General features: G+C 66.7%; 23 protein-coding genes. 11 read left to right on the forward strand and 12 right to left on the reverse strand.

Going from position 1 to position 23695, the window contains the following annotated elements:
- Nucleotides 1–7 precede the first annotated feature (7 nt).
- From IE100_RS06375 to IE100_RS06405, 7 genes are all read left to right on the forward strand, one after another.
- Nucleotides 8–562: a chromate transporter gene (locus IE100_RS06375; protein WP_189373266.1), complete on the forward strand. Its 555-nt coding sequence runs from the start codon at nt 8–10 to the stop codon at nt 560–562.
- A complete protein-coding gene (locus tag IE100_RS06380; protein ID WP_229800262.1) occupies nt 559–1083 on the forward strand; it encodes a chromate transporter in 525 nt (174 codons plus the stop codon). Before IE100_RS06375 ends, IE100_RS06380 begins: the two co-directional genes overlap by 4 nt.
- 126 nt (nt 1084–1209) lie before the next feature.
- The gene (locus tag IE100_RS06385) at nt 1210–2916 is read left to right on the forward strand and encodes a proline--tRNA ligase (protein ID WP_189373267.1); all 1707 of its coding nucleotides are present in this window, start codon (nt 1210–1212) and stop codon (nt 2914–2916) included.
- A gap of 8 nt (nt 2917–2924) precedes the next feature.
- Nucleotides 2925–3551 (forward strand): lytic transglycosylase domain-containing protein, encoded by a 627-nt coding sequence (locus tag IE100_RS06390; RefSeq protein ID WP_189373268.1) that lies wholly within the window; start codon nt 2925–2927, stop codon nt 3549–3551.
- Nucleotides 3552–3625: 74 nt separating this feature from the next.
- Nucleotides 3626–4447, forward strand: coding sequence for a class I SAM-dependent methyltransferase (locus tag IE100_RS06395; RefSeq protein WP_189373269.1), 822 nt, complete (start codon nt 3626–3628; stop codon nt 4445–4447).
- 10 nt (nt 4448–4457) lie between these two features.
- Complete coding sequence (locus IE100_RS06400) at nt 4458–5342, forward strand: LysR family transcriptional regulator (RefSeq protein WP_189373270.1); 885 nt, start codon at nt 4458–4460, stop codon at nt 5340–5342.
- Nucleotides 5343–5593: 251 nt separating this feature from the next.
- On the forward strand, nt 5594–6115 hold the full coding sequence (locus tag IE100_RS06405) for a hypothetical protein (protein ID WP_189373271.1): 522 nt from the start codon (nt 5594–5596) through the stop codon (nt 6113–6115).
- Nucleotides 6116–6469: 354 nt separating this feature from the next.
- Here the strand turns inward: IE100_RS06405 and dsdA are convergent, their stop codons facing one another.
- The 8 genes from dsdA to IE100_RS06445 form a co-directional block, all read right to left on the reverse strand.
- Nucleotides 6470–7696, reverse strand: a complete 1227-nt coding sequence (gene dsdA, locus IE100_RS06410) for a D-serine ammonia-lyase (protein WP_189373272.1) — start codon at nt 7694–7696, stop codon at nt 6470–6472.
- A gap of 210 nt (nt 7697–7906) precedes the next feature.
- On the reverse strand, nt 7907–8182 hold the full coding sequence (locus tag IE100_RS06415; RefSeq protein WP_189373273.1) for a GIY-YIG nuclease family protein: 276 nt from the start codon (nt 8180–8182) through the stop codon (nt 7907–7909).
- A 22-nt stretch (nt 8183–8204) separates the two neighbouring features.
- On the reverse strand, nt 8205–9386 hold the full coding sequence (locus IE100_RS06420; RefSeq protein WP_189373274.1) for an aminotransferase class I/II-fold pyridoxal phosphate-dependent enzyme: 1182 nt from the start codon (nt 9384–9386) through the stop codon (nt 8205–8207).
- Between the two features lie 79 nt (nt 9387–9465).
- Entirely contained in the window at nt 9466–10002 is a 537-nt protein-coding gene (locus IE100_RS06425; protein ID WP_189373275.1) for a YbhB/YbcL family Raf kinase inhibitor-like protein, read from the reverse strand.
- Nucleotides 10003–10094: 92 nt separating this feature from the next.
- Nucleotides 10095–10904, reverse strand: coding sequence for a helix-turn-helix transcriptional regulator (locus IE100_RS06430; protein ID WP_189373276.1), 810 nt, complete (start codon nt 10902–10904; stop codon nt 10095–10097).
- A 342-nt stretch (nt 10905–11246) separates the two neighbouring features.
- Nucleotides 11247–12380 (reverse strand): c-type cytochrome biogenesis protein CcsB, encoded by a 1134-nt coding sequence (gene ccsB / locus IE100_RS06435; protein ID WP_189373437.1) that lies wholly within the window; start codon nt 12378–12380, stop codon nt 11247–11249.
- Nucleotides 12380–14401: a cytochrome c biogenesis protein ResB gene (locus tag IE100_RS06440; RefSeq protein WP_189373277.1), complete on the reverse strand. Its 2022-nt coding sequence runs from the start codon at nt 14399–14401 to the stop codon at nt 12380–12382. Before IE100_RS06440 ends, ccsB begins: the two co-directional genes overlap by 1 nt.
- Nucleotides 14402–14473: 72 nt before the next feature.
- A complete protein-coding gene (locus tag IE100_RS06445; protein ID WP_189373278.1) occupies nt 14474–15091 on the reverse strand; it encodes a c-type cytochrome in 618 nt (205 codons plus the stop codon).
- Nucleotides 15092–15182: 91 nt separating this feature from the next.
- Here IE100_RS06445 and yihA point away from each other — a divergent pair, with 91 nt between their 5' ends.
- Entirely contained in the window at nt 15183–15830 is a 648-nt protein-coding gene (gene yihA / locus IE100_RS06450; protein ID WP_189373279.1) for a ribosome biogenesis GTP-binding protein YihA/YsxC, read from the forward strand.
- Nucleotides 15831–16006: 176 nt separating this feature from the next.
- Here the strand turns inward: yihA and gabP are convergent, their stop codons facing one another.
- Nucleotides 16007–17410 (reverse strand): GABA permease, encoded by a 1404-nt coding sequence (gene gabP, locus IE100_RS06455; RefSeq protein WP_189373280.1) that lies wholly within the window; start codon nt 17408–17410, stop codon nt 16007–16009.
- Between the two features lie 201 nt (nt 17411–17611).
- On the opposite strand from gabP, the gene pdxR reads away from it, so the two are divergent.
- Nucleotides 17612–19135, forward strand: a complete 1524-nt coding sequence (pdxR, locus tag IE100_RS06460) for a MocR-like pyridoxine biosynthesis transcription factor PdxR (protein ID WP_229800263.1) — start codon at nt 17612–17614, stop codon at nt 19133–19135.
- Between the two features lie 57 nt (nt 19136–19192).
- On the opposite strand, the gene IE100_RS06465 is transcribed toward pdxR, so the two are convergent.
- From IE100_RS06465 to IE100_RS06475, 3 genes are read right to left on the reverse strand one after another with little or no spacing between them, the layout of a single operon-like run.
- A complete protein-coding gene (locus tag IE100_RS06465) occupies nt 19193–20044 on the reverse strand; it encodes a septal ring lytic transglycosylase RlpA family protein (RefSeq protein WP_189373281.1) in 852 nt (283 codons plus the stop codon).
- A 40-nt stretch (nt 20045–20084) separates the two neighbouring features.
- Nucleotides 20085–20549: a tRNA (uridine(34)/cytosine(34)/5-carboxymethylaminomethyluridine(34)-2'-O)-methyltransferase TrmL gene (gene trmL, locus IE100_RS06470; RefSeq protein WP_047965962.1), complete on the reverse strand. Its 465-nt coding sequence runs from the start codon at nt 20547–20549 to the stop codon at nt 20085–20087.
- 38 nt (nt 20550–20587) lie between these two features.
- On the reverse strand, nt 20588–21130 hold the full coding sequence (locus tag IE100_RS06475; protein ID WP_229800264.1) for a ComF family protein: 543 nt from the start codon (nt 21128–21130) through the stop codon (nt 20588–20590).
- Nucleotides 21131–21367: 237 nt separating this feature from the next.
- Between IE100_RS06475 and bioB the strand changes: the two genes are divergently transcribed.
- Both bioB and bioF read left to right on the forward strand, forming a co-directional pair.
- Nucleotides 21368–22351, forward strand: a complete 984-nt coding sequence (gene bioB, locus IE100_RS06480; RefSeq protein ID WP_189373282.1) for a biotin synthase BioB — start codon at nt 21368–21370, stop codon at nt 22349–22351.
- Between the two features lie 113 nt (nt 22352–22464).
- Nucleotides 22465–23616, forward strand: coding sequence for an 8-amino-7-oxononanoate synthase (bioF, locus tag IE100_RS06485; RefSeq protein WP_189373283.1), 1152 nt, complete (start codon nt 22465–22467; stop codon nt 23614–23616).
- Nucleotides 23617–23695 lie beyond the last annotated feature (79 nt).

The raw sequence follows: 23695 nt of genomic DNA on the forward strand, positions 1-23695 counted from the left end.
ACAGGCCATGGAAACCCGAAACATTCCCACCCGCCGCGAGCTGTTCACCGGCTTCTTCGGCATCGGCATCGTCGGCTTCGGCGGCGTGCTGCCGCTGGTGCACCACATGCTGGTGCTGCGCAAGGGCTGGCTGACCGACGCCGAATTCACCGAGCTGCTCGGCCTGGGCCAGATCCTGCCCGGCCCCAACGTCGTCAACCTCAGCGTCGCCGTCGGCGGCCGCTTTCACGGTGCCAGCGGCGCGCTGCTGGCGTTCAGCGGCCTGCTGCTGGCGCCGTTCTGCATCGCCATGCTGCTGGTGTCGCTGTACCAGCAGTACCGCGGCCTGCCGGCGCTGCAGCAGGTGCTGGCCGGGCTGGCGCCGGCGGCCACCGGCCTGATCTTCGGCATGGGGCTGCGGCTGGCCGCCAAGCTGGAGCGCAGCAGCTGGTGCATCGCGCTGGCGGTGGCCACCTTTGTCGCCATCGGCCTGCTGCACTGGCCGCTGCTGCCGCTGTTGCTGGTGATGGTGCCGCTGGCGGTGACGCTGGCCTGGCACCTGCAGCAGAAGGAGCCGGCATGAGCGCGATGCTGCTTGCCCTGTTCCTGGTGTTCGGCCAGCTGTCGCTGATGGCGGTCGGCGGCGCCAACGCGGTGGTGCCGGAGATGCTGCGCATGGTGGTCAACGAGCACGGCTGGATGACGGCGGCTGAATTCACCGCGCTGTTCGCCATCGCGCAGTCGGCGCCGGGGCCGAACGTGCTGGTCGCCAGCCTGGTCGGCTGGCAGATGGCCAGCCTGCCCGGCGCCGCCATCAGCCTGCTCGGCATCTGCGGCCCGTCCTCGGTGCTCAGCTTCTACGTCGCCAGACTGTGGCAGCGCTTCCGCGATTACAAGCTGTGCCACGCCATCCAGCGCGGCTTCGCGCCGCTGTCGATCGGGCTGGTGCTGGGCGGCGCCTGGCTGCTGGCCGGCATCGCCAACACCGGCTGGAGCGCGTGGCTGCTGTGCGCGGTCAGCGCGCTGATCGCCTGGCGCACCAGCCTGCACCCGCTGTGGCTGCTGGGCGCCGGCGCCGTGGCCGGGCTGCTGGGCTGGGTGTAACCGTCCGGCGCATCGCCGGTAGCATGATTGCAAGGTTGGCCGCCGCTGCGGCCAACCTTTCCGCCGTCTGCCCTAAACGGCTACAATCAGCGCTATTTCGCCGAAATCTCAAGGATAACCAACACCATGCGCGCCTCGCAGTTTTTCATCTCCACCCAGAAAGAAGCCCCCGCCGACGCGGATATCGTGAGCCAGAAGCTGATGCTGCGTGCCGGCTTCATCCGCAAGGTCGCCGCCGGTGTCTACTCGTGGATGCCGATGGGCCTGCGTTCGCTGAAGAAGGTCGAGAACATCGTGCGCGAGGAAATGAACCGCGCCGGCGCCATCGAGATGGTGATGCCGGTGGTGCAGCCGGCCGGCCTGTGGCAGGAAACCGGCCGCTTCGACAGCATGGGTGCCGAGCTGCTGCGCTTCAAGGACCGCCACGACCGTGATTTCGTGATCCAGCCGACCTCGGAGGAAGTGGTCACCGACATCGCCCGCGCCGAGCTGCGCAGCTACCGCGCGCTGCCGAAGAACTTCTACCAGATCCAGACCAAGTTCCGCGACGAGCGCCGTCCGCGCTTCGGCGTGATGCGCGGTCGCGAGTTCACCATGAAGGATGCCTACTCCTTCGACCGCAGCGCCGAAGACGCCGGCAAGAGCTACGACAACATGTTCGCCGCCTACTGCCGCATCTTCGACCGCCTGGGCCTGACCTACCGCGCGGTGGCGGCCGACACCGGCGCCATCGGCGGCGACCGCTCGCACGAATTCCAGGTGATCGCCGAAACCGGCGAAGACGCCATCGTCTACTGCCCGACCTCCGACTACGCGGCCAACATCGAGCTGGCTGAAGCGGTGGCCCCGACCGGCGAGCGCCCGGCCGCGGCGGCCACGCTTGAGAAGGTGCACACCCCGAAGGTGAAGACCATCGCCGAGCTGGTGGATTTCCTGAAGGTCGACATCACCGCGACCGTGAAGGCGGTGGTGGTGGAAGGCGAAAAGGGCGAGGCGGTGCTGATGCTGGTGCGCGGCGACCACGAGCTGAACGAGGTGAAAGCGGAGAAGATCGCCGGCATCAAGAAGCCGCTGACCTTCGCCGCGCCGGCCGTGATCAAGGACGCCTTCGGCGCCAACCCCGGCTCGCTGGGCCCGGTGGGCTTTAGCGGCCGCGTGATCGCCGACCGTACCGTGGCCAAGATGGCCGACTTCGTGATCGGTGCCAACGAGGACGACCAGCACTACACCGGCGCCAACTTCGGCCGCGACTGCGCGGAACCGGAAGTGGCCGACCTGCGCAACGTGGTGGTCGGCGACGTGTCGCCGTGCGGCAACGGCGTGCTCGACATCCAGCGCGGCATCGAGGTCGGCCACGTGTTCTACCTCGGCACCAAGTATTCCAAGGCGATGAACGCCACCTTCCTCGACGAGGACGGCAAGCCGAAGCACTTCGAGATGGGCTGCTACGGCATCGGCGTGAGCCGCATCCTCGGCGCCGCCATCGAGCAGAACTACGACGACAAGGGCATGATCTGGCCGGACGCGATCGCGCCGTTTGCCGTGGTGATCTGCCCGGTCGGCTACGACCGCTCCGAGGGCGTGAAGGCCGCCGCCGACGCGCTGTATGCCGGCCTGCAGGACAAGGGCGTGGACGTGATCATCGACGACCGCGGCGAGCGCCCGGGCGCGATGTTCGCCGACTGGGAGCTGATCGGCGCGCCGCACCGCGTCACCATCGGCGACCGCGGCCTGAAGGAAGGCAAGGTCGAGTACCAGCACCGCCGCGATGCGGAATCCACGCCTGTGGCGCCGGACGCGGTGCTGGACTTCGTGCTGGGCAAGCTGGCCTGATTGCGGCCATGAACGCGCCGCGCCTTGCCTGCCTGCTGCTGGCGGCGGCCCTCTGGGCGGCACCGGCGTGGGCCGGGGCGCAGCGCGAAGAGGCGCTGGCGGCCAACGTGGCCAGCGCCATGTCGCGCAGCATCGCCGACGTCAACGCGCCGCGGCTGGTGTTCGACAACCCGCACGAGGGCGCGGCGTGGCTGGCGGAGATGTCGCGGCGGCTGCAAAAACGCATCCCGGACCAGTGGCTGCGCGAGCGGCTGCTGACCGCGGTGCAGTACGAGGCGACCCGCGCCGGGCTGGACCCGCAGCTGGTGCTGGGGCTGATCCAGGTCGAGAGCGGCTTCAAGAAGTACGCGATCTCGCCGGTCGGTGCGCGCGGCCTGATGCAGGTGATGCCGTTCTGGGTGCGCAGCATCGGCGCCAGCGGCCACAACCTGTTCGACCTCACGCTGAACCTGCGCTACGGCTGCACCATCCTGCGCCATTACCTCGACATCGAGCGCGGCAACCTGTTCCGCGCGCTGGGGCGCTACAACGGCAGCCTCGGCCGCGCCGAGTATCCCAATCTGGTGGTCGGCGCCTGGCGCAGCCACTGGCAGTGGACGCCGCCGGCCGGCCTGCAGCAAACCGCCGGCCACTGACGCTTGTCGCACCGGCGCCATGCTTCCGGCCGCAAGCCCGTGCTTGCGGCCAACCTTTTTATACGGACACCGCGATGAGCCTGATCCCCGAAATCAAACCGCAGCAGTCCATCGAACTGCTGAAAGAGCTGCACATCCTGACCCGCGACGGCAAGATCAACCAGGACACCCGCCGCAAGCTGAAGCAGGTGTACCACCTGTACCAGTTCATCGAGCCGTTGATGGCCGACGTGCTGGCGGAAAAAGGCAGCCTGACGCTGGCCGACCACGGCGCCGGCAAGTCCTACCTCGGCTTCATCCTCTACGACCTGTTCCTGAAGGACAAACCATCCGCCCACGTCTACGGCGTGGAAACGCGGCAGGACCTGGTGGACAAGTCGGTGGATCTCGCGCAGCGGCTGGGTTTTGCCGGCATGAGCTTCCTCAATCTCACCGTCGAGCAGTCCATCACCTCCGACGCGCTGCCGCCGCAGGTGGACATCATCACCGCGCTGCACGCCTGCAATACCGCCACCGACGACGCCATCCGCTTCGCGCTGGCCAAGGACGCCAAGTACATCGTGCTGGTACCGTGCTGCCAGGCCGAAGTGGCCGCAGTGCTGCGGCAGAAGAAGAACGAGACCTTCGGCAAGACGCCGCTGTCCGAGCTGTGGCGCCACCCGATCCATACCCGAGAGTTCGGCAGCCAGCTCACCAACGTGCTGCGCTGCCTGCAGCTGGAGGCGCGCGGCTACCAGGTCACCGTCACCGAACTGGTGGGCTGGGAGCACTCGATGAAGAACGAGCTGATCATCGCCAAGAAGGTCGGCGGCGCGAAAAAGAGCGCGCGCGAACGCCAGGAAAGCATCCTGCGCGAGCTGAACCTGGAAGAACTGCGCGAGCGCTTCGCCTACTGAGGCCGTGAACATGCCGCGCCGCCTCGACGCCACCCTGCTGGCCGACCTGTGGTTTTTCCACGCGGTGGCGCAGTGCGGCGGCTTTCGCCGCGCCGCCGAACAGCTGGCGGTGACCCAGGGCGCGGTCAGCCAGCGCGTGCAGCGGCTGGAAGCGCGGCTGCAGATCAGCCTGTTGCAGCGCGGCGGCCGCAGCCTGCAACTCACCCCCGCCGGCCAGCAGCTGTTTGCCGCCTGTGACAGTGGCTTCGATACCGTGGCCGCAACGTTGGCCGCCTTGCAGCGCGAGGCCGCACCGGCCAGCGTGCGGCTGGCGGCGCCGCCATCGCTGGCGCTGGAGTGGCTGCTGCCACGGCTGGGGCGTTTCGCCCGCCTGCAGCCGGCCATCAGCGTCGACCTGCTGGCCGACAACCAGCCCTACAGCCAAGCCGCCATGCGCCAGTCCGGCATTGATCTGGCGCTGCGCTACCTGCCGCAGGCGCCGCAGGATGCCGCCTTCGTGTTGCCCGAGTACGGCTTCCCGGTCGCCGCCCCTGCGTTCGACCCCGCCGGCCACGGCGGCCGCCTGCTGCACGATGACGCGCCGTGGAGCACGCCGGCGCCGGCCGGCAGTGAGTGGGCGCTGTGGCTGGCCGCCCACGGCCGCCCGCCCGGCTGCGATGCCGGCGAGCGCCACTTCAACCAGGCGCAGCTCGCCTACCGCAGCGCGCAGGCCGGCGAAGGTGTGGCGCTGGGCCGCCAGCTGCTGGTGGCGCGCTACCTGCAGGACGGCAGCCTGTGCCGGCTGGACGAGCATCCGCCGCTGCTGCTGGGCTATTACGCGTTGTACTTGGTAAGCGGTAGCGAGGCGGCGCAGATACTGAGTGAATGGCTGTGCGGGGAGATGCAGCTGCAGTGATGGTGGTGTGCAGGGCTGCTGTGCAATGAGGATGTGAGCGTGTGGTCAAGGTTGGCCGCAATGAAATAAGCAAGGGCAAGCCGAGTGGCTTGCCCTTTCGTTATTCCGGTATGGGCCGTGGCGTGTGACAGGCTCGGCGGCATTACCGTGATCGGGACATGAAGCGTCGGTTGTCTGCAGCCGCAGGCGTGGTTGGCTGTGAATTTATTTGTCATTTTGATAGCATGGCAACCTCTTTCTGGAGGCTGCTCATGATCCGCTCCTTGTTCGATAGTCGCCGCAAGCGGGGCTTCTTTGCCCTGCAGTTGCTTTGCTCGCTGCTGTTCCAGCAGTCCACATGGTTGTGGACGGTTTTCAGCTGGCCTGTGCTCATGGGCATGCTGCTATCCAGTCTGATTTACGCCCTTGTCATGCAGGGTTTTTTTGCAGGCGCCCTCCATCGCCACACTGTGGTGCGGGAGCAGCAAACCCTGACACTGCCTATGGCCTTGCCCTTGGTGCGTGAGCGGGTGTGGCAGGAGCTGCAAGCGCGTTATGGTCGCCGGGCGCGGGTGCAGGACGAGTGCCATTTCGAGGTACGTACCGCTTGGTCCGTGAAAAGCTGGGGTGAGCGTCTCAGTGTCGAACTGGCCGAGGCGGGCGGGGAGGCAACCCGGGTGCATCTTGGCAGCCAGCCGCGGTTCCGGTTAACGCTGATGGATTGGGGCAAGAATCGCGACAATGTAGACGACTTGCTCAGGGCATTGGCACAACGTGGTCAGTCGGGCTGGTAAGCTGGTGCCGGGCTTGCGAAGTCCGGCGTTTACCGTGATGGAATGACCAAGGTTGGCCGCAAGCCATTATGGCTTTGCGGCCAACCTTGTTTTTTCTGGGGTATCCGCTGCGCGGATGTCTTTATCTGCCGCTGTCCGCGCGGCGGCGGGGAAGGGGGATACCGCATCCCCCTTTCCAATCCCTGCTCTCCCGAAGACGCAAGAATTCCCGTACCAACGGCCGCCAGCCCGGCGCCGCCCATACGCTGCGCTCAAAAGAGGGCGGCTTGTTTCCGGGCTGGCAGCCGTTGGCACGGCTTGCGCCCACGGGACGGGGCGAGCCGGTGCGGTTTTGGCGGTTGAGCGTTTGTGAAGTCACTCCGCCAGCAGCGGAAAAAACACTTCGTCCGGCAGGCCGTTGCCGCCGGTGGTCCACACTACCGGGATGATGTCACCCGGCCATTGCTCGCTGGCCAGCAGGTGGGCGACGAAGCCGGCGGCGGCGGAGGGCTCCAGCCGCAGGCCGTGCTGCTGCCACTGCCGGCGCACTTCGGCCAGCAGGCTGGCGTCGCTCACGGTAATCACCGCGTCGATCAGCGGGCTGACGATGCCGGCCACGGTGGCGGAGGCGCGCGGCACTGCCAGGCCGTCGGCCACGGTTTGGTTGTCGAGGCCGATGTCGTACACCGACAGCGTGTCGTCACCGCTGGCGAGACGCAGCAGGAAGCAGGGCGAGGCCACCGGTTCCACCAGCACGCACTGCACCGCGTCGCCGAACAGGCATTTCAGGCCGAAGGCCACGCCACCGGGGGCACCGCCCACGCCGCACGGCAGGTAGACGCGCAGCGGCTGCTCGGGCGTTGGCCGCAGGCCGGCAGCGGCCAGCTGCGGCGCCAGGTCCCAGGCTGCGGCGGCATAGCCGAAGAACAGCAGCAGCGAGCTTTCGTCGTCGATGAAATAGGCGTGCGGGTCGGCGGCGGCGATGTCGCGCGCGGCGGCCACCGCCAGCGCGTAGTCGCCCTGGTGCTCCACCACGCCGGCGCCCAGCGCGCGCAGGCGCTGTTTTTTCCACTCCTTGGCATCGTGCGACATGTGCACTTCCACCTGCAGGCCCAGCGCGCGCGCCATCACGCCCACGCTGTAGCCCAGGTTGCCGGTGCTGCCGACCAGGATGCGGTGTTGCGCGAACAACTCGCGTGCCGGCGCTTCGGCCAGCACGGTGTAGCTGCTGCCTGCCGGCAGCAGGCCGGCTGCCTGCGCTAGTTCCTCGGCGTGGCACAGCACCTCGTACACGCCGCCGCGCGCCTTGATGCAGGCGGTGATCGGCAGCGCGTGGTCGGCCTTTACCCACAAGGGTTGGCCGCAGGCATCGGGCTGGCTCAGCAGCGGTGAGTCGATGCGACCGTCGGCGGCGACGCTGTCCGGAAACAGTCGCGCCAGCAGCGGCGCAAAGCGTTGCCAGCGGGCGATGGCGGCTTCGATATCGGAACGGCCGTAGGCGCAGGCGGCCAGTGCATCGGCAGCGGGCAGCAGGGAAGGGTTGTGCCACAACAGCGGCTGCGCCAGGCGCAGGGCGGCGGGCAGGGTGTCGAGGTGAGACATGGCGGACTCCGGTTCGGCAATGGCTGGCAGTGTGGGCTGCTGCCGTGCCGGCGGCAAGCCAGCATTACTACGCTGTCTGATTAGCCAGACTAATCAGGGCACCTCGAAAAACTCCAGCTTTCGTCGCGCCACTGCGTTGCTCACGAAAAATTTCTCCTTACATATCAAATATATGCTGCGTCAAAATTTTTCGTTCGCGCCTTGTTTCGCTTAGAAATCCGGGTTTTTAGAGGCGCCCATCAGTTGTTGCGCCAGCCAGGCGCGCTTCTGCGCCGCGCTCATCGCCTTTACCGCCAGCTCGGCGCGCAGCGCGGCGCTCTTGTCGGCAAACGGCAGCACCAGCGCGATGCGCTCGGGCGGAAAGCTGCGGGTGTAGCGCGCGCCCTTGCCGGCGGCATGGGCGGCATAGCGTTTTTCGACATTGTTGCTGATGCCGGTGTACAGGCTGCCGCCGCGGCATTCCAGCACGTACAGGAACCAGCTCATGCGCTGCGGCCAAGCCTGGCGCTCATTCCGCCAGCGCCTGCTGCAGGTCGGCGATGATGTCGCGGATGTCCTCGATACCCACCGAACAGCGCACCAGCCCGGCGGGAATGCCCAGCGCCACGCGCTCTTCTGCGCTGCATTCCACGTGGCTGGTGGTGCTGGGCACGCCCAGCAGGGTATCCACCGTACCCAGGGTGGCGGCGCGCAGCAGCAGCTGGCAGCGCGACAGCAGGCGGCGCACCGCGGCATCGCCGCCGGCCAGCTCGAAGCTGAGTACGCCGCCAAAGCCTTGCATCTGCTCGCGGGCAATGGTGTGTTGCGGGTGCTGCGGCAGGCCGGGGTAGTTCACCTGTGTCACGGCGGGGTGCTGCTGCAGCCACTGTGCCAGTGCCAGCGCGTTGTCGTTGTGCTGGCGCATGCGCAGCGCCAGGGTCTTGATGCCGCGCAGGATCAGGAAGGCGCTCATCGGGTCCAGGCAGGCGCCGTGGATTTCGCGGTAGTGGCGAATGCGGTCGGTCAGCGGCTGGCTGCCGCAGACGATGCCACCCATGGCGTCGGCGTGGCCGCCCAGGAACTTGGTGGCGCTGTGCAGCACCAGGTCGGCGCCCAGCGCCAGCGGGTTCTGGTTTACCGGGGTGGCAAAGGTGTTGTCGATCACCACCACCGCGCCGGCGGCATGGCCGGCGGCGGCCAGGCGGCGGATGTCCTGCACCTTGAGCATCGGGTTGGTGGGCGATTCCAGGTACAGCAGCTCGCAGCCGCCAGCCAGCGCGGCGTCGAAGGCGGCGGCATCGGTGGTATCGCACAGGGTGACCTGCACCCCCCATTGCGGCAGGGTGTGCTGGAACAGGTAGTGGCTGCCGCCGTAGGTGTCCTTGCCGGCCACCACGCGGGCGCCTGGCTGCAGCAGGGCCAGCAGCGTGCTGCTGATGGCGGCCATGCCGCTGCCGAAGCTCACCGCTGCCGCCGCGCCTTCCAGTGCGGCCAGCTTGGCTTCCAGCGCCAGGCTGGTGGGGTGGGCGGTATTGCGCGCATACAGCGGGCCGGCCACCTCGCCGCGGGCTACCTGTTCCCAGCTATCCATGTCCGGGTAGCCGTGGGCGATGCCGAACTCGATCGGCACGGCCAGCGCAGCGTGCGGGCGGTAATCGTCTTCGCCGGCGCGGACGGCCAGCGTGGCAGGGTGCAGGGTGGGGGTTGTCATGGCGGCTCCAGAGAAGGACTGAGCCGCATGCTGGTTGGCTGCCGCCGGGCTGTCAAGCCGCGGCGGCCGTGGCCGGCGCTTAGCGGCCGTAGGTTGCGGTCAGGCTGGCCTTGCCCAGGCTGTTGGCGTTGAGCATATAGCCCACCAGCGCCGGCATGGCGTCGGCGCCCAGTTCCAGCTTGTCCACCTTCAGCGCGTGCACGGTGAAGATGTAGCGGTGCGGCTTGTCGCCTTGCGGTGGGCAGGCGCCGCCAAAGCCCGGTGCGCCGTAGTCGGTGCGGCTTTGCACGCTGCCTGGCGGCAGGGCGCCACCGGGGTTGCCGGCGCTGGCAGGCAGACCGGCGGTGCCGGCCGGCAGGTTGAACAGCACCCAGTGCCACCAGCCGCTGCCGGTAGGGGCGTCCGGGTCATAGACGGTAACGGCAAGGCTCTTGGTACCGGCCGGTACGTGCTGCCAGGCCAGTGCCGGCGACACATTGCCGCCGTTGCAGCCAAAGCCGCTGTATTCCTGCGCCTTGGCCATCGGCTGGCCGGCTTGCAGCTGCGGGCTGCTCAGTTCGAAAGCCATGGCCGGCAGGGCGGCCAGCAGCAGGGTGGTAAGCAGTAGCGATTTCATGGTGTGGCTCCTGTGCGGTAGGGACAGCCACAGTATGGTTGGCCGCATGGCGCCTGGCGCGCCGCCAGGGTGCAGCCACTGTGCGCAAATGCTCAGGCGTGGCCGTCGCGCTGCTGGCGCAGCTGGCTGGGGCTGACACCGAAGCGCTGGCGGAAGGCGGCGGCAAAGCGCGATGGCGACTGGTAGCCGCAGGCGGCGGCCACCTGGGTCAGCGGCTGCTCGCCGGCATTCACCATGCCCAGCGCGCGTTCCATGCGCACTTCGTTCAGCAGGGTGGAAAACGAGGTGGCTTCTGCGGCCAGCCTGCGGCGCAGGGTGGCGCTGCTCATGGCCAGACCGCTGGCAATGTCGCCGGCCTGCCAGTCGCGTGCCGGGTCGAAGGCCAGCAGGCTCTGCACCTTGGCGCGCACGTCCTGGCGTGGCTGGCGGAACAGCTCCGCCCCCTGGCGTGCCGCCGCCAGCGCCAGCATCAGCCCTTGCCAGGCATGCTCGGCCTGCGCCGCGCCCAGCGTGCCGGCTTGGGCCGCCGGTAGCAGTGCCTGCAGCCGGAGCAGTGCCTGCCGCGCATCATCGGCTGGCTGGAACACTGGCCCGCTGGTCGGCCACGGTAACGTGGGCAGTTGCGGGCCGTACTGCGCCAGCAAGCGTTGCAGCCAGTGCTGAGGCTGCAACAGGGTCCAGGCGCGGTAGCCGGCGCCGTTATCCGGCTGGTTCACGATCTCCACCGTCTGCCCGCCGGGGATCACCAGCCAGCTGCCCGCCGGGCAGTGCCAGCTGCCGCTGCGGGTGATCAACTGTTTTTCGCCGTGCTCCACCGCGATCAGCAGCGTGGACAACACCGGCACCTGCGCCAGGCGCTGGCGTTGCAGGCTGCGGAAGATGAACAGGGGCAGGTCGGACATGGGGTAGCCTTGCAAATAGACGCGGCTATGTTGCCGCAGCGGCGCCGGAGAGGCCAGCGGGGTGAGCGTTTGCGGGCCGTGCTTGCGCGTTGCAGGGGCTTGTCCCGCCTGGTCGGTCAGCAATGGGCGCTCATCGCGTGCAATACGCGACGGGCCAGCCGGCACCGTGTCCAACAAAGCCGTGCTGCTCAAACCGGTCCGCCGGAGGGTAAGGCGGCCGGTTGAAATCGGACGGCTGGATCATCTGGTGCTGACGGTATACGCCTGAGCGGAAAACGCCACGACCCGGCGCAGGGCCGGGTCGTGGTGACATGGTTGGCCGCATGCGGCCAACCCTGGGTATTACAGCGCGCCGTAGGAGTGCAGGCCGGACAGGAACATGTTGACGCCGATGAAGGCGAACGAGGTGACCAAGAGGCCGACCACCGCCCACCACGCCAGCGGCTCGCCGCGCCAGCCCTTGACCAGACGCATGTGCAGCCAGGCGGCGTAGTTCAGCCACACGATCAGCGCCCAGGTCTCTTTCGGGTCCCAGCTCCAGTAGCCGCCCCAGGCATCCGCCGCCCACATCGCGCCGAGGATGGTGGCGATGGTGAAGAACAGGAAGCCGACGGCGATGGCCTTGTACATCACCTCGTCCAGCACTTCGGCCGAGGGCAGGCGGCTGGCGAGGATGCCGCGGCGGATCAGCAGCTGCGCCACGCCGATCATCGCCGACATCGCGAACGCGCCGTAGCCGACGAAGTTGGCCGGCACGTGGATCTTCATCCACCACGATTGCAGCGCCGGGATCAGCGGCTGGATCTCGTGCGCCTGGCGGTCGAAGGTGTACCACAGGATGAAGCCGACCGCGGCGCTGATCACCAGCAGCACGAAGGCGCCGACCTGGCGCACCGCGAACTTGGCCTCGTAGTACAGGTACATCAGCGCGGTGATGAGGCAGAACAGGATGAACACTTCGTACAGGTTGGAGACCGGGATGCGGCCAACGTCCGGCGCGATCAGGTAGCTCTCGTACCAGCGGGTGAACAGGCCGGCCAGCGCGAACACCGCCGCCGCCCAGGTCAGGCCGCTGCCCATGCGCATCAGCAGGCCGGCGCGGCTGAGGGTGCCGGCCCAGTACAGCACGGTGGCGAGGAAGAACAGCGTGCACATCCACATGAACGACGACTGGCTGGACAGCAGGTACTTCAGGCCGAAGCTTTCCGCCGCGCGCGCCAGGTTGTGGTCGTACAGCTGGATCGCCAGCAGCGACACGCCGCCGGCCAGCGGGAAGAACCAGCGCCAGCTCGGCCAGAACCAGCCCAGCGCCACCAGCCCGATGCTGCTGCCCACCAGGATCAGCTGCTCGTAGTAGTCCATCGCGCTGCCGTACAGGCTGAAGCTGTAGCCGGCCGCGACGATGATCAGCAGCGCGTACAGCCAGTCACCGGCGGCCAGACGCTTGTACAGCGGTTGTTGCAACACCATCTCCATCATGCTTCTCCAGCCTGTTTGTTCAGATAGCCGACCATGCGCTCGAAGTCCTGGTCCAGATCGCGGTTGTGGCGGTTGGATGTCATCGCCAGACGGGTGCCGTCGCGCTGCAGCAGCAGCCAGACGCGCACTTCGCGCACGTAGAACATCAGGATGATGCCGATCACCAGCAGCAGCGAGCCAAGATACACCACGTTCTTGCCCGGCGAGCGCGTCATCTGCAGGCCGGAGGCCTGCACCTGGTCAAAGCCGCTCATTTCCAGGTAGACCGGCGCCGCGTAGTCCTGCAGCGCGCTGACGCTGACCAGGCTGTCGAGCAGGAAGCGGTAGTGCTTGGCGTCCTGCGGCCACGCTGGCAGGCCGGCGCGGGCCTGCGCCACGTCCATCACGTCGACCACCGCGCCCTGCAGGATCTTGATGTAGGTCTGCGCGATCGCCTGGCGCTTGTCGGCCGGCACCTTGTCGTCGAGGAACTGCTCCAGCGCGCCAAAGCCGCCCTGGGCAAAGCGCGACAGCACCCAGCGCACGCTGTCGGAGAACTGCTGCTGCATCGCCGGGCTGATCGCCTGGCCCTGCATCGCCTTGGCGGTGGTGCGCGCGCGGATCTCGTCGTACAGCGCCGGGTTCTTCAGCGCCGCGTACAGGCGCATGAAGCTGGCGATGCTCATGTCCTTGTCGAGCGGAATGCGCAGGTACTGGAACGGCTGCGCCACGTCGCTGCGCACGCCGGCCACCTGGTACCACTCGCCGTCCTGCTGCATCGGCGCCATGTAGTGCTGGTATTCGCGCGCCTGGCCGTGCTGGTCGCGCAGCTTGAAGCTGATCGACGGGCCGATGTTCTTCAGCGCCTTGGTGTCCTGCCGTACCGAGCGCGCGTCGTTGAGGCGTTGTGCCAGCGACTTGTCGTCGCTGCCCGGCGTGCCGGTATTTTCCACGTTGAACACGCGCAGTTCGCCGAATTCCAGCTTGTAGTCGCGGCCGTTGACCTTCAGCGGCTGCGCGCCCAGCGAATTGCCCTTGATCTCGGTCGGCGCCGCCTGCGGCGTCTGCAGGTTCCACGCCTTCAGCTGCAGCGGCGAGCCGCCGTCGCCGAAGCTGGCCTGGTAGATGGCCACGCCGTCGACCACCAGCGGGTGGTTGACCTTGATGGTGTGTTCGGAGGTCTTGCCGCTGCCCTTGTCGGTGATGACCAGGTCGCTGGCGAACAGCTTGGGCATGCCGTTGCTGTAGTAGTCGACATGGAATTTCTTCAGCGTGACGATGAAGGGCAGCTCCTGCACCAGGTAGCCGTTGCCGCTGTTCAAGAAGATCACGTCGGCGCTCTTGCCTTCCGGCACCGTCACGCTGCCGCGGAACGAAAGGTTGCCGGTGCCAAGGCGGCTCTGTTCCGGAATCTGTGCCTGCGGCAGGTCGCGCGTTTCCGGCTTGATGCTGCCGGTCAGCTCGCCGAGCTTGAGCGGCAGGTTGCCGTCCATCAGGCCGCCGATGCAGATCACCACCATCGCGATGTGGGCGAAGAAGTAGCCCAGCTTGTTGGCGCTGCCCTTCTTGGCCGCCAAGAGCACGCTGCCGTCGTCGCGCGCCGCGCGCTTCACGCGCAGGCCGTGGCCCTGCAGCAGGCGCGTCGCCCGTTCCTCGTCCAGCGTCAGCGCCAGCTGCTGGCTGTGGCGCATCGCGCGCAGCGAGTTGTCGGTGGCGCGCTCGCGGAAGCCCTTCATGTCGCGCAGGAAGGCGGGGCCGTTGCGGATGATGCACAGCGTGGTGGACAGCACCAGGAAGGCGAGGATCAGCAGGAACCACGACGAGTGGTAGACGTCGTACAGGCCCAGCTTCTCGAAGGCGACAAACCAGAACTGGCCGAACTCGAAGGCGTAGTTGGGGTAGGGTTCGTTCTGCTTGAGCACGGTGCCGATGATCGAGGCGATGGCCAGGATGGTCAGCAAACCGATGGCGAAGCGCATCGAACTGAACAGCTCGTACGCGCGGTGAAGATTCGATGCTGAAGGCTTATTGGGTTTCATGTGTTTTCGAAGCACGACAAAGGGGGGCGTGAAGGCCCCCCTTTGGAACGTGTCAGCAGCAAAAAGTTGCGCTTAACGCAGGCCGGAAATGTATTCTGCGACCGCTTTCATGTCGGCGTCAGACATGCGCATGGCCACGTCGGCCATGATCGAGTTCTTGCGGTCCGTGCCGGCCTTGAAGTCGTTCAGCTGCTTGACGATGTAGGCGGCGTGCTGGCTGCCCAGTGCCGGGTACTGGGCCGGGAAGCCCTTGCCGGCGGCACCGTGGCAGGCCATACAGGCCGGAACGCGGGTCACCGGGTTGCCTGCCTTGTACAGCTTCTGGCCGGCCGGCAGCAGGGCCTTGTCGTTGGCCTGGCGTGCTTTCAGCTTCTGTTCGCTGAAGTACTCGGCCACGTTCTTCATGTCGGCGTCGGACAGGCTGGCAGCCATGCCCAGCATGATCGGGTTCTTGCGTTCGCCACTCTTGAAGGCCTTGAGCTGGCTTTCCAGGTATTTGGCGTGCTGGCCAGCCAGCGACGGGTTGGCGGAGGCCACGCTGTTGCCGTCCGCACCGTGACAGGCGGCACACACTTGCTCGGCAATCACTTTGCCTTTGGCGACATCGCCACGGGTCACAGCTGGGGTGGCGGCCAGTGCACTACCGGCGAGGGTAGCGGCAGCGATCGCCAACAGCATCTTACGTTTCATGGTCACTCCTCGAGAGAGATTGCGTAAATATCTGTAAAGGTGGCAATTTCAAACCTGCTATTCTATACCAACTGACTTTACACTTACTACTATGACGATCTTTCAGAACGCCCGCTTCTTTACCACCGTAAATCATCTTAAGGATTTGCCGCCGACCCGCGCCGAGATCGCCTTTGTCGGGCGCTCCAACGCCGGCAAGTCCAGCGCCATCAATACCCTGTGCAACCGCACCCGCCTGGCCTTCGTGTCCAAGACGCCGGGGCGCACGCAGCACATCAACTTCTTCGATCTGGGCCAGGAGCGCTACCTGGTCGACCTGCCCGGCTACGGCTACGCCGAGGTGCCGGAGGCGGTGCGCGCGCACTGGGTGGAGCTGCTGGGGCAGTACCTGCAGTCGCGTACCAGCCTGATCGGCCTGTTGCTGATCATGGATTCGCGCCGGCCGCTGCGCGATCTGGACTGGAAGATGATCGAGTTCTTCCGCGAGACCAAGCGTCCGGTGCACATCCTGCTGTCCAAAGCCGACAAATTATCGCGTCAGGAGCAGCAGAAAGTCTTGGCCTCGGTCAAAAAAGAACTGCACGACTACCCGCAAATCAGCATCCAGCTGTTCTCCAGCTCGAAGAAGACCGGCACCGCCGAAGTCGAGCAGCAGGTACAGGACTGGTTCGCCGCGGTGGAGGAGGACGACTTCGGTGGCGAAGAAAATCCCGGTGCCGCCGGAACTTTGCCCGAGTAAGCCGTCAAAGTAAGCAGGTGTTCACACCTTCCTGCTTCACCTCCCTGAGCAGGAGCCTGCAAAGGTGTTGACCCCGGCCCGTGCCGGGGTTTTTTCTTGCCTGCACGGTGACCGCAGCATGAAAAAAAGCCCGCCAGAGGCGGGCAAGCAGACAACAGGGTATTCGTGAGGCGGATTCAGCCGGCGTTGGCCGCCGCCAGCGTGCTGCTGCTGTGGCGCCAGTTGGTGCCCAGCAGGCGCGAGCGGATCCAGCCGACCAGCAACAGCAGCACGGTCAGCGCGGCGGTGCTCAGCACCTCGATCTGGTGGTCGGGGCGGAAGGCCATGATCACCAGCACCGCGGCGATGAACAGGATCACCGCCCAGGTCAGCCACGGGAACAGCCACATCTTGAAGGCCGGGGTCTCGCCGCGCGCGATCATGTGCTGACGCATGCGCAGCTGGGAGATGGCGATCGCCATGTAGACCAGCAGCGCGATGGCGCCGGAGGTGGCCAGCAGCACGTTGAACACCGCTTCCGGTACCAGATAGTTGGCGATCACCATCATGAAGCCCACCACCATCGAACCCAGCACCGCGTTCTGCGGCGTGCCGTTGCCGGCGGTCTTGTTGAACACCTGCATCGCGTCGCGACGGGTGGACAGCGAGTACAGCATGCGCGAGGCGGTATACAGCGCCGAGTTCAGGCAGCTGGCCACCGAGATCAGCACCACCACGTCGACGATGGCCTTGGCGTTGGGGATGCCGATCAGCTCCAGCGTGCGCTGGTAGGAGCCCAGTGCGGCCAACTGCGGGTCGTTCCACGCCACCAGCGAGGTCACCACGAAGATGGAGCCGAGGTAGAACAGGCTGATGCGCCATACCACCGAGTTGGTGGCCTTGGTGATCTGCTGTTGCGGGTTGTCGGATTCGGCCGCGGCGATGGTGACGATCTCGGTGCCGAGGAAGGTGAACATGGTGGTCAGCATCGCCCCCAGCACCGCGCCGAAGCCGTTGGGCATGAAGCCGCCGTGGTCGAACAGCTTGGACACGCCGCTGGTCTGGCTGCCCGGAATCAGGCCCATGATGGCGGCACCGGCAATGGCCAGGAAGGCGACGATGGCGACTACTTTCACCAGCGCGAACCAGAACTCGAATTCACCGTAGTTTTTCACGCTGAACAGGTTGGTGATGGTCAGCAGCACGGTGATGCCCAGCGCAAAGGCCCACAGCGGCACGCCGGCAAACCAGGTGTGCAGGATGGTGGCGGCGGCGGTGGCCTCCAGCGGGATGACCAGCACCCAGAACCACCAGTACAGCCAGCCGATCAGGTAGCCGGCCCAGTGGCCGATGGCGCGGTCGGCGTAGGTGGAAAACGAGCCGGTGTCCGGCGAGGCGACGGCCATTTCGCCGAGCATGCGCATCACCAGCACCACCAGCAGGCCGGCGATGGCGTAGGCGATCAGCACGGCCGGGCCGGCTTCGGCGATGGCGTGGCCGGAGCCGACAAACAGGCCGGCGCCGATCACGCCGGCGATGGACAGCATGGTGACGTGGCGTTCCTTGAGCCCGTGGCTCAGTCCAGCGGAGGAAGTACTCATTGGGGTCGGATTCTCCATTAACGCGGCTGCCTGGTGCCCGTGCGCGGACGCGCCGGGACCGTTATTGGGTTGCTGGGGAGTGCAGGGCAGCAGCGATTGTGATTGCAAGCAAAAGCCGGCGGCAGTGTACGGGCTGATTGGTGATAAAATTAGACCCAATCGTGTTTTTTTAATAGAACCAATCTGCGCGGGTTTCCTGCCATGGCCTCCCCTTCCTCGCCCCAGATCGCGCTGCAGCAAATGCTGGCGGATCTCTTGCTGCAACACTTCCGCCGCGACAGTGCCGAATCCAACACCCTGCAGCTGTATCGCCTGCTGCGTGACGGCATCCTGCAGGAGGTGCTGCCGCCAGGGTTGCGCCTGCCGTCGTCGCGGCAGCTGGCGCAGGAGCTGGGCATCGCGCGCAATACCGTGATCCACGTCTACGAACGGCTGGTGGTGGAGGGCTATCTGGCGGCCGGGGTTGGCCGCGGCACCTTCGTGCTGGACACCGGGCCGGAGCGGCTGCCCGGGCGGGAACCGGCGGCGGCCAGGGCCGGCGCCGACAGCCAGGCCGAGATCTCGCGGCGCGGCACGCAGCTGGTGGCGCAGGCCGGTGCCGGTGAGAAGCAGTGGGGCGCCTTCATGCCGGGGGTGCCGGAGGTGCGTACCTTTCCGTCGCGCACCTGGATGCGCCTGCACAACCGCCAGTGGCGCAAGCCGCAGCCGGACCTGCTGACCTACTCCGTCGGCCCCGGCCTGCCGGCGCTGCGTAGCGCGCTGGCCGACTACCTGCGCAGCTCGCGCGGCGTGATCTGCACCCCGGAGCAGATCATCGTCACCAACGGCTCGCACGCGGCGTTGCAGCTGATCGCGCTGCTGCTGGGCGACGTCGGTGACACGGCATGGGTGGAGAATCCGGGCTACTGGGGCGTGCACAGCGTGTGGCGCAGCAGCGGGCTCGACACGCAGCCGGTGGCGGTCGACGGCGATGGCCTGCAGGTGGAGGAGGGCGCACGGCTGGGGGCGCCGAAGCTGATCTACGTGTCGCCGTCGCACCAGTACCCGCTGGGCGCGGTGATGAGCCTGGCTCGGCGGCGGCGCTTGCTGGCCTACGCGCGGCGCCATAACAGCTGGATCGTGGAGGATGACTACGACAGCGAATTCCGCTACGGCCGCTCGCCGCTGCCGTCGCTGCAGGGGCTGGACCGCCACGGCAGGGTGATCTACCTCGCCACCTTTTCCAAGGTGATCTACCCGGGGCTGCGGCTGGCCTACATGGTGGTGCCGGAAGCGCTGGTGGCCAGCTTCCAGACCGGGCTGTCGGAGCTGTTCCGCGGCGGACAGTACCTGACGCAGGCGGTGCTGGCGGATTTCATCGCCGAGGGCCACTTCGTGTCGCACATCCGCCGCATGCGCCATCTCTATGCGCTACGGCGCGAGACGCTGCTGGCGGCGATCGCCGCGCATTTTGGCGCGCGGCTGCCTATCCATGACGGCGCCGCCGGCCTGCACCTGGTGCTGGGCCTGCCCGATGGCTGCGACGATCACGCCATTGCCGAGGCCGCGTTGCAGCGGGGCATCCTCACCCGGCCGCTGAGTGCCTACTACCGCGGCGCGGCACCGGCCCAGCAGGGCCTGCTGCTGGGCTATGCCCACGTGCACGAGCAGGATATCGCCGGCCTCTTCGCCACCCTGGCCGAGGTGATCAAGGCGGCCGGCATCGGCCTGGCGCCGCCACCATGAAAAAACCGCCTGGCTACGCGGAGGTAGGCAGGCGGTGCTGATACTGGTGCAGCGGGCTTAGCGGGTGATCACCGGTGCCACGCTGAGCGCGTTGGCGACGGCCAGCGCTTCGTGGTCGCCCTGGAACGGACCCATGCGGATGCTGTAGATACCGTCATGATTGACGATGGCCAGCTTGTCGTCGTGCAGGCTGTCGTCGGCCAGCAGCTTTTTCAGCTCGGCCTCGGCACGGGCCAGGCGCGAGAAGTTGCCCAGCTGCAGGTACAGCGGATCGCTGGCGGCAGCCTGCATCGCCGGCGGCTTGGTGGCGATGCGCTCGCTGCCCTTGACCGGGAACACGCGCTCGATCAGCACCTCGGCCGAGCCGCGGTTGACGTAGCCCAGGCGGTGGGCGGCGGCGTAGCTGAGGTCCATCAGCCGGCTCTTGTGGAACGGGCCGCGGTCATTGATGCGCACGATCACCGATTCGCCATTGCTGACATTGGTGACGCGGGCATAGCTCGGGATCGGCAGCGTCGGATGCGCCGCGGTCATCGCGAACATGTCGTAGCGCTCGCCGGAGCTGGTCTTGCGACCGTGGAACTGCTTGCCGTACCAGGAGGCGCGGCCGGTCTTGCGGTAAGGCTTGGCGCTCTTGTCCGGGCGGAAGCTCATGCCCAGCGCGGTGTAGGGCAGGTTGGCCGCAGCGATCAGCGGTTCTGCCTGGGGAACGGCGTCCGGAACCAGGTCCAGGTTAACCGGGATGTTGCTGCCCGGGCCGTCATTCTGAAAGTAGGCGCCCGTTTTGGCAGGCGATTTTTTGGTCGTGACCTTGGCTGTCTGGGTGGCAGTTGCCGGTCTGACGGTGGTACAGGCCACCAGTACAGCACTGATGAACGCAAGCCACAGCCATCGGTAAAAAGGTCGCATGAACCTCTCCTATGCTGTTGCGCCAACTCAGTGAACTGGCTCAGATCCCTCCGGCAAAACCGTGTTGACGCCAGGCCTCGAACACGAGGACAGCGACAGCATTAGAGAGATTGAGACTGCGTGATTCGGCCCGCATCGGCAACCGCACCCGCTGGTCAGTCGGGAGACTGTCCAGGACTTCCTGGGGCAAGCCGCGTGATTCAGGTCCGAACAGCAAAACATCGCCGGGTTGGAAGGCGATGCGGTCGTGCCGCGTGGCGCCCTTGGTGGTGGCCGCGAAGATGCGGCGCGGACCAAGGTGGGCCAGACAGGCTTCCCAGTTCTCGTGGACCACCATGCGGGCGTACTCGTGATAGTCGAGTCCGGCGCGTTTCAGTTTGGCGTCTTCGAGCGGAAAACCCAGCGGTTTGACCAAGTGCAGTTCACAGCCGGTGTTGGCACAGAGTCGAATAATATTGCCCGTATTGGGCGGTATTTCCGGCTGGTAGAGAACAACAGTAAACATCGTTGCGGGGTGAATAATCCGGTAAATCAACAGGTTGGTCAAATTTTGTGGTCGGAGGCCCTGGCAAGCACCCAGGCTTCGACCCGTTTTGCGCCCGCTTTTTGCAGTGCCTTGGCCAGCGCATCGAGGGTGGCGCCGGTGGTGGCGACGTCGTCGACGATGGCGATGGAAAGCCCGTCACAGCGGCGCTTTACGCAAAAAGCATCGCGCACGTTGCGCAGCCGATGACGACGGTCGAGCGCGGCCTGTGGCGCAGTGTTGCGTTTGCGCACACACAGGTCGTGGGCGAGGCGGCCGCCGATTGTAGCAGCGACTGCCTGCGCCAGGGCATCCGGCAGGTTGAAACCGCGTTCCGCCAGCCGTGCCGGCGCCAGCGGCACCGCGACCACTAGGTCGATTTCCGGCCGCTCACGCGTGCTTTGCAGCTGTCGCCGCAACAGGCTGGCGAGCGCGCCCTGCAGCGCCGGCTGAGGGCCGTACTTGCAGGCGCCGATCAGGCCGTCGAGCGGGTAGTCGTAGCCGTAGGCGGCGTGCAGGCGCGCAAACGCCGGCGGCCTGCGCAGGCAATGGCCGCAGGGCACCAGGCTGCTGGCCGCCGCCGCGGCGCACACCGGGCAACGGGTAGGGGTGGGCGGCGCCAGCGCGGCGGCACAGGCCGGACAGACGCCACCGGCACACGGACGTTGGCCGCACAGCTGGCAGTGCTGCTCAAAAATGAGGCAGTTGTTAAGCAGCGTTGCAATCGCGTTTGACAGCATGGTCGGCCCTCGCGCAAGATTCGCCCAGTTTTGACTCTCAGACAGTGACGATAGCCCACCATGACCCAGGCCACCATCCAATTCCAGCGTCCCGCCACCCCGCACCCCGAATCCGCGCTGTGGAGCCAGCAGGAAGTCGAGGCGCTGTACGACCTGCCGTTCATGGAGCTGGTGTTCCGTGCCGCGGAGGTCCACCGCCAGCACTTCGACCCCAGCCGCGTGCAGCTGTCGACGCTGGTGTCGATCAAGACCGGCGGCTGTCCGGAGGACTGCGGCTACTGCCCGCAGTCGGTGCACCATGAAACGGCGGTGGAAAACCAGCCGATGATGACGGTGGACGAGGTGGTGGAGGCCGCGCGCCACGCCAAGGCCAACGGCGCCGGCCGCTTCTGCATGGGCGCCGCCTGGCGCGGCCCCAAGGATGCCGACCTGGAAAAGACGCTGGACATGGTGCAGCAGGTGAAGGCGCTGGGCCTGCAGACCTGTGCCACCTTCGGCCTGCTGAAGGACGGCCAGGCCGAGAAGCTGAAGGATGCCGGCCTCGACTACTACAACCACAATCTGGACACCGCGCCGGACAAGTACGCCGACATCATCCAGACCCGCGAGTACGAAGACCGTCTCGCCACGCTGGGCAAGGTGCGCGGTGCCGGGCTGTCGGTGTGCTGTGGCGGCATCGTCGGCCTCAACGAGACCCGCGAGCAGCGCGCCGGCTTGATCCTGCAGCTGGCCAACCTCGACCCGCAGCCGGAATCGGTGCCGGTGAACAACCTGGTGCAGGTGACCGGCACGCCGCTGGACGGCGCCGAGTCGCTGGACTGGACCGAGTTCGTGCGCACCATCGCCGTGGCGCGGCTGACGCTGCCGAAGAGCTATATCCGCCTGTCCGCCGGCCGTCGCGAGATGCCGGAAGCGATGCAGGCGCTGTGCTTCCTCGCCGGCGCCAACTCCATCTTCTACGGTGACAAGCTGCTGACCACCGGCAACCCGGACGTCGACGCCGACCGCGCCTTGATGGACAAGCTGGGCCTGCAGCCGCTGTAAGCGCCTGGTCCCGATCGGCTGCGCCTCGGCGATACTGCCGTGGCATCATCGAAAAGCACCTTGCCGCCGGCGGGTGCTTTTTTCATCAATCAAGCTAAGGAAAGGTTGGCCGCATGCGTCCCGATCAACTCGCCGGCGCGCTGTCGCAACTGCAGGCCGAACACCGCCTGCGCCAGCGCGCGGTACTGGACAGCCCGCAGGGACCGCGCGTCAGCATCGGCGGCCGCGACTATCTGGCCTTCGCCAGCAACGACTACCTGGGCCTTGCCAATCATCCGGCGCTGAAGGCGGCGATGCGCGAGGCGATCGAGCGGTGGGGCGTCGGCGGCGGCGCCTCGGCGCTGGTGGCCGGCCACTTCGCCATCCAGGAGCAGGCAGAGCGGGCGCTGGCCGAGTTTGTCGGCTGCGAGGCGGCGCTGCTGTTCGGCTCCGGCTATGCGGCCAACCTTGGCGTGGTCAGTAGCCTGGTCGGTCGCGGCGACGCCATCTTCGCCGACAAGCTCAACCACGCCTCGCTCAACGACGCCTGCCAGCTGTCGCGCGCCGAATTCAAGCGCTTCCGCCACAACGATCTGGCGCATCTGGCGCAGTTGTTGCAAAACACGCCCGCGCAATCGCGGCTGATCGTGGTGGACGCGGTGTACAGCATGGAAGGCGACGAAGCGCCGCTGGCGGCACTGCTGCAGCTGGCGGAGCGCTATGACGCGTGGCTTTATCTCGACGACGCGCACGGCTTCGGCATCCTCGGCGACGGCCGCGGCGCGCTGGTCGAACACGCGTTGCAGCACCCGCGCGTGGTGTACATGGCCACGCTGGGCAAGGCGGCCGGGGTGGCCGGCGCCTTTGTCGCCGGCAGCCGCCAGCTGGTGACCTGGCTGCTCAACCGCGCGCGCACCTATATCTTCACCACCGCCCATCCGCCGGCGCAGGCGGCGGCGGTGCTGGCCAGTTTGCAGCTGATCGAGCGGGAATCGTGGCGTCGCCTGCTATTACAAGAGCATATTTCGGCATTGCGTGCCGCGCTGGCGGAAACTTCTTTCCGGTTATGCTCTTCCCGTATGCCAATTCAAGCGATTATCATTGGCGGCAACGAGGCTGCCGTGCAGATGGCAGGGGATTTACAGGGTTCGGGGATCTGGGTTCCCGCCATCAGGCCTCCCACGGTGCCGGCAGGAACCGCGCGCTTGCGCGTGTCGCTGTCGGCGGCGCATTCCGGGCAGGACGTTTCACAACTGGCACAGGCGCTGGTCAGGCTGTTGCGCTGACCCGGCCGCTGCCGTTGCCCTGACCGGTGTGCCCTATAACAATAAAATCGCGGTTGCGATGCGTGGCCGCGTAGTGGGC

The organism is Vogesella alkaliphila (assembly GCF_014652475.1).
GTDB lineage: Bacteria > Pseudomonadota > Gammaproteobacteria > Burkholderiales > Chromobacteriaceae > Vogesella > Vogesella alkaliphila.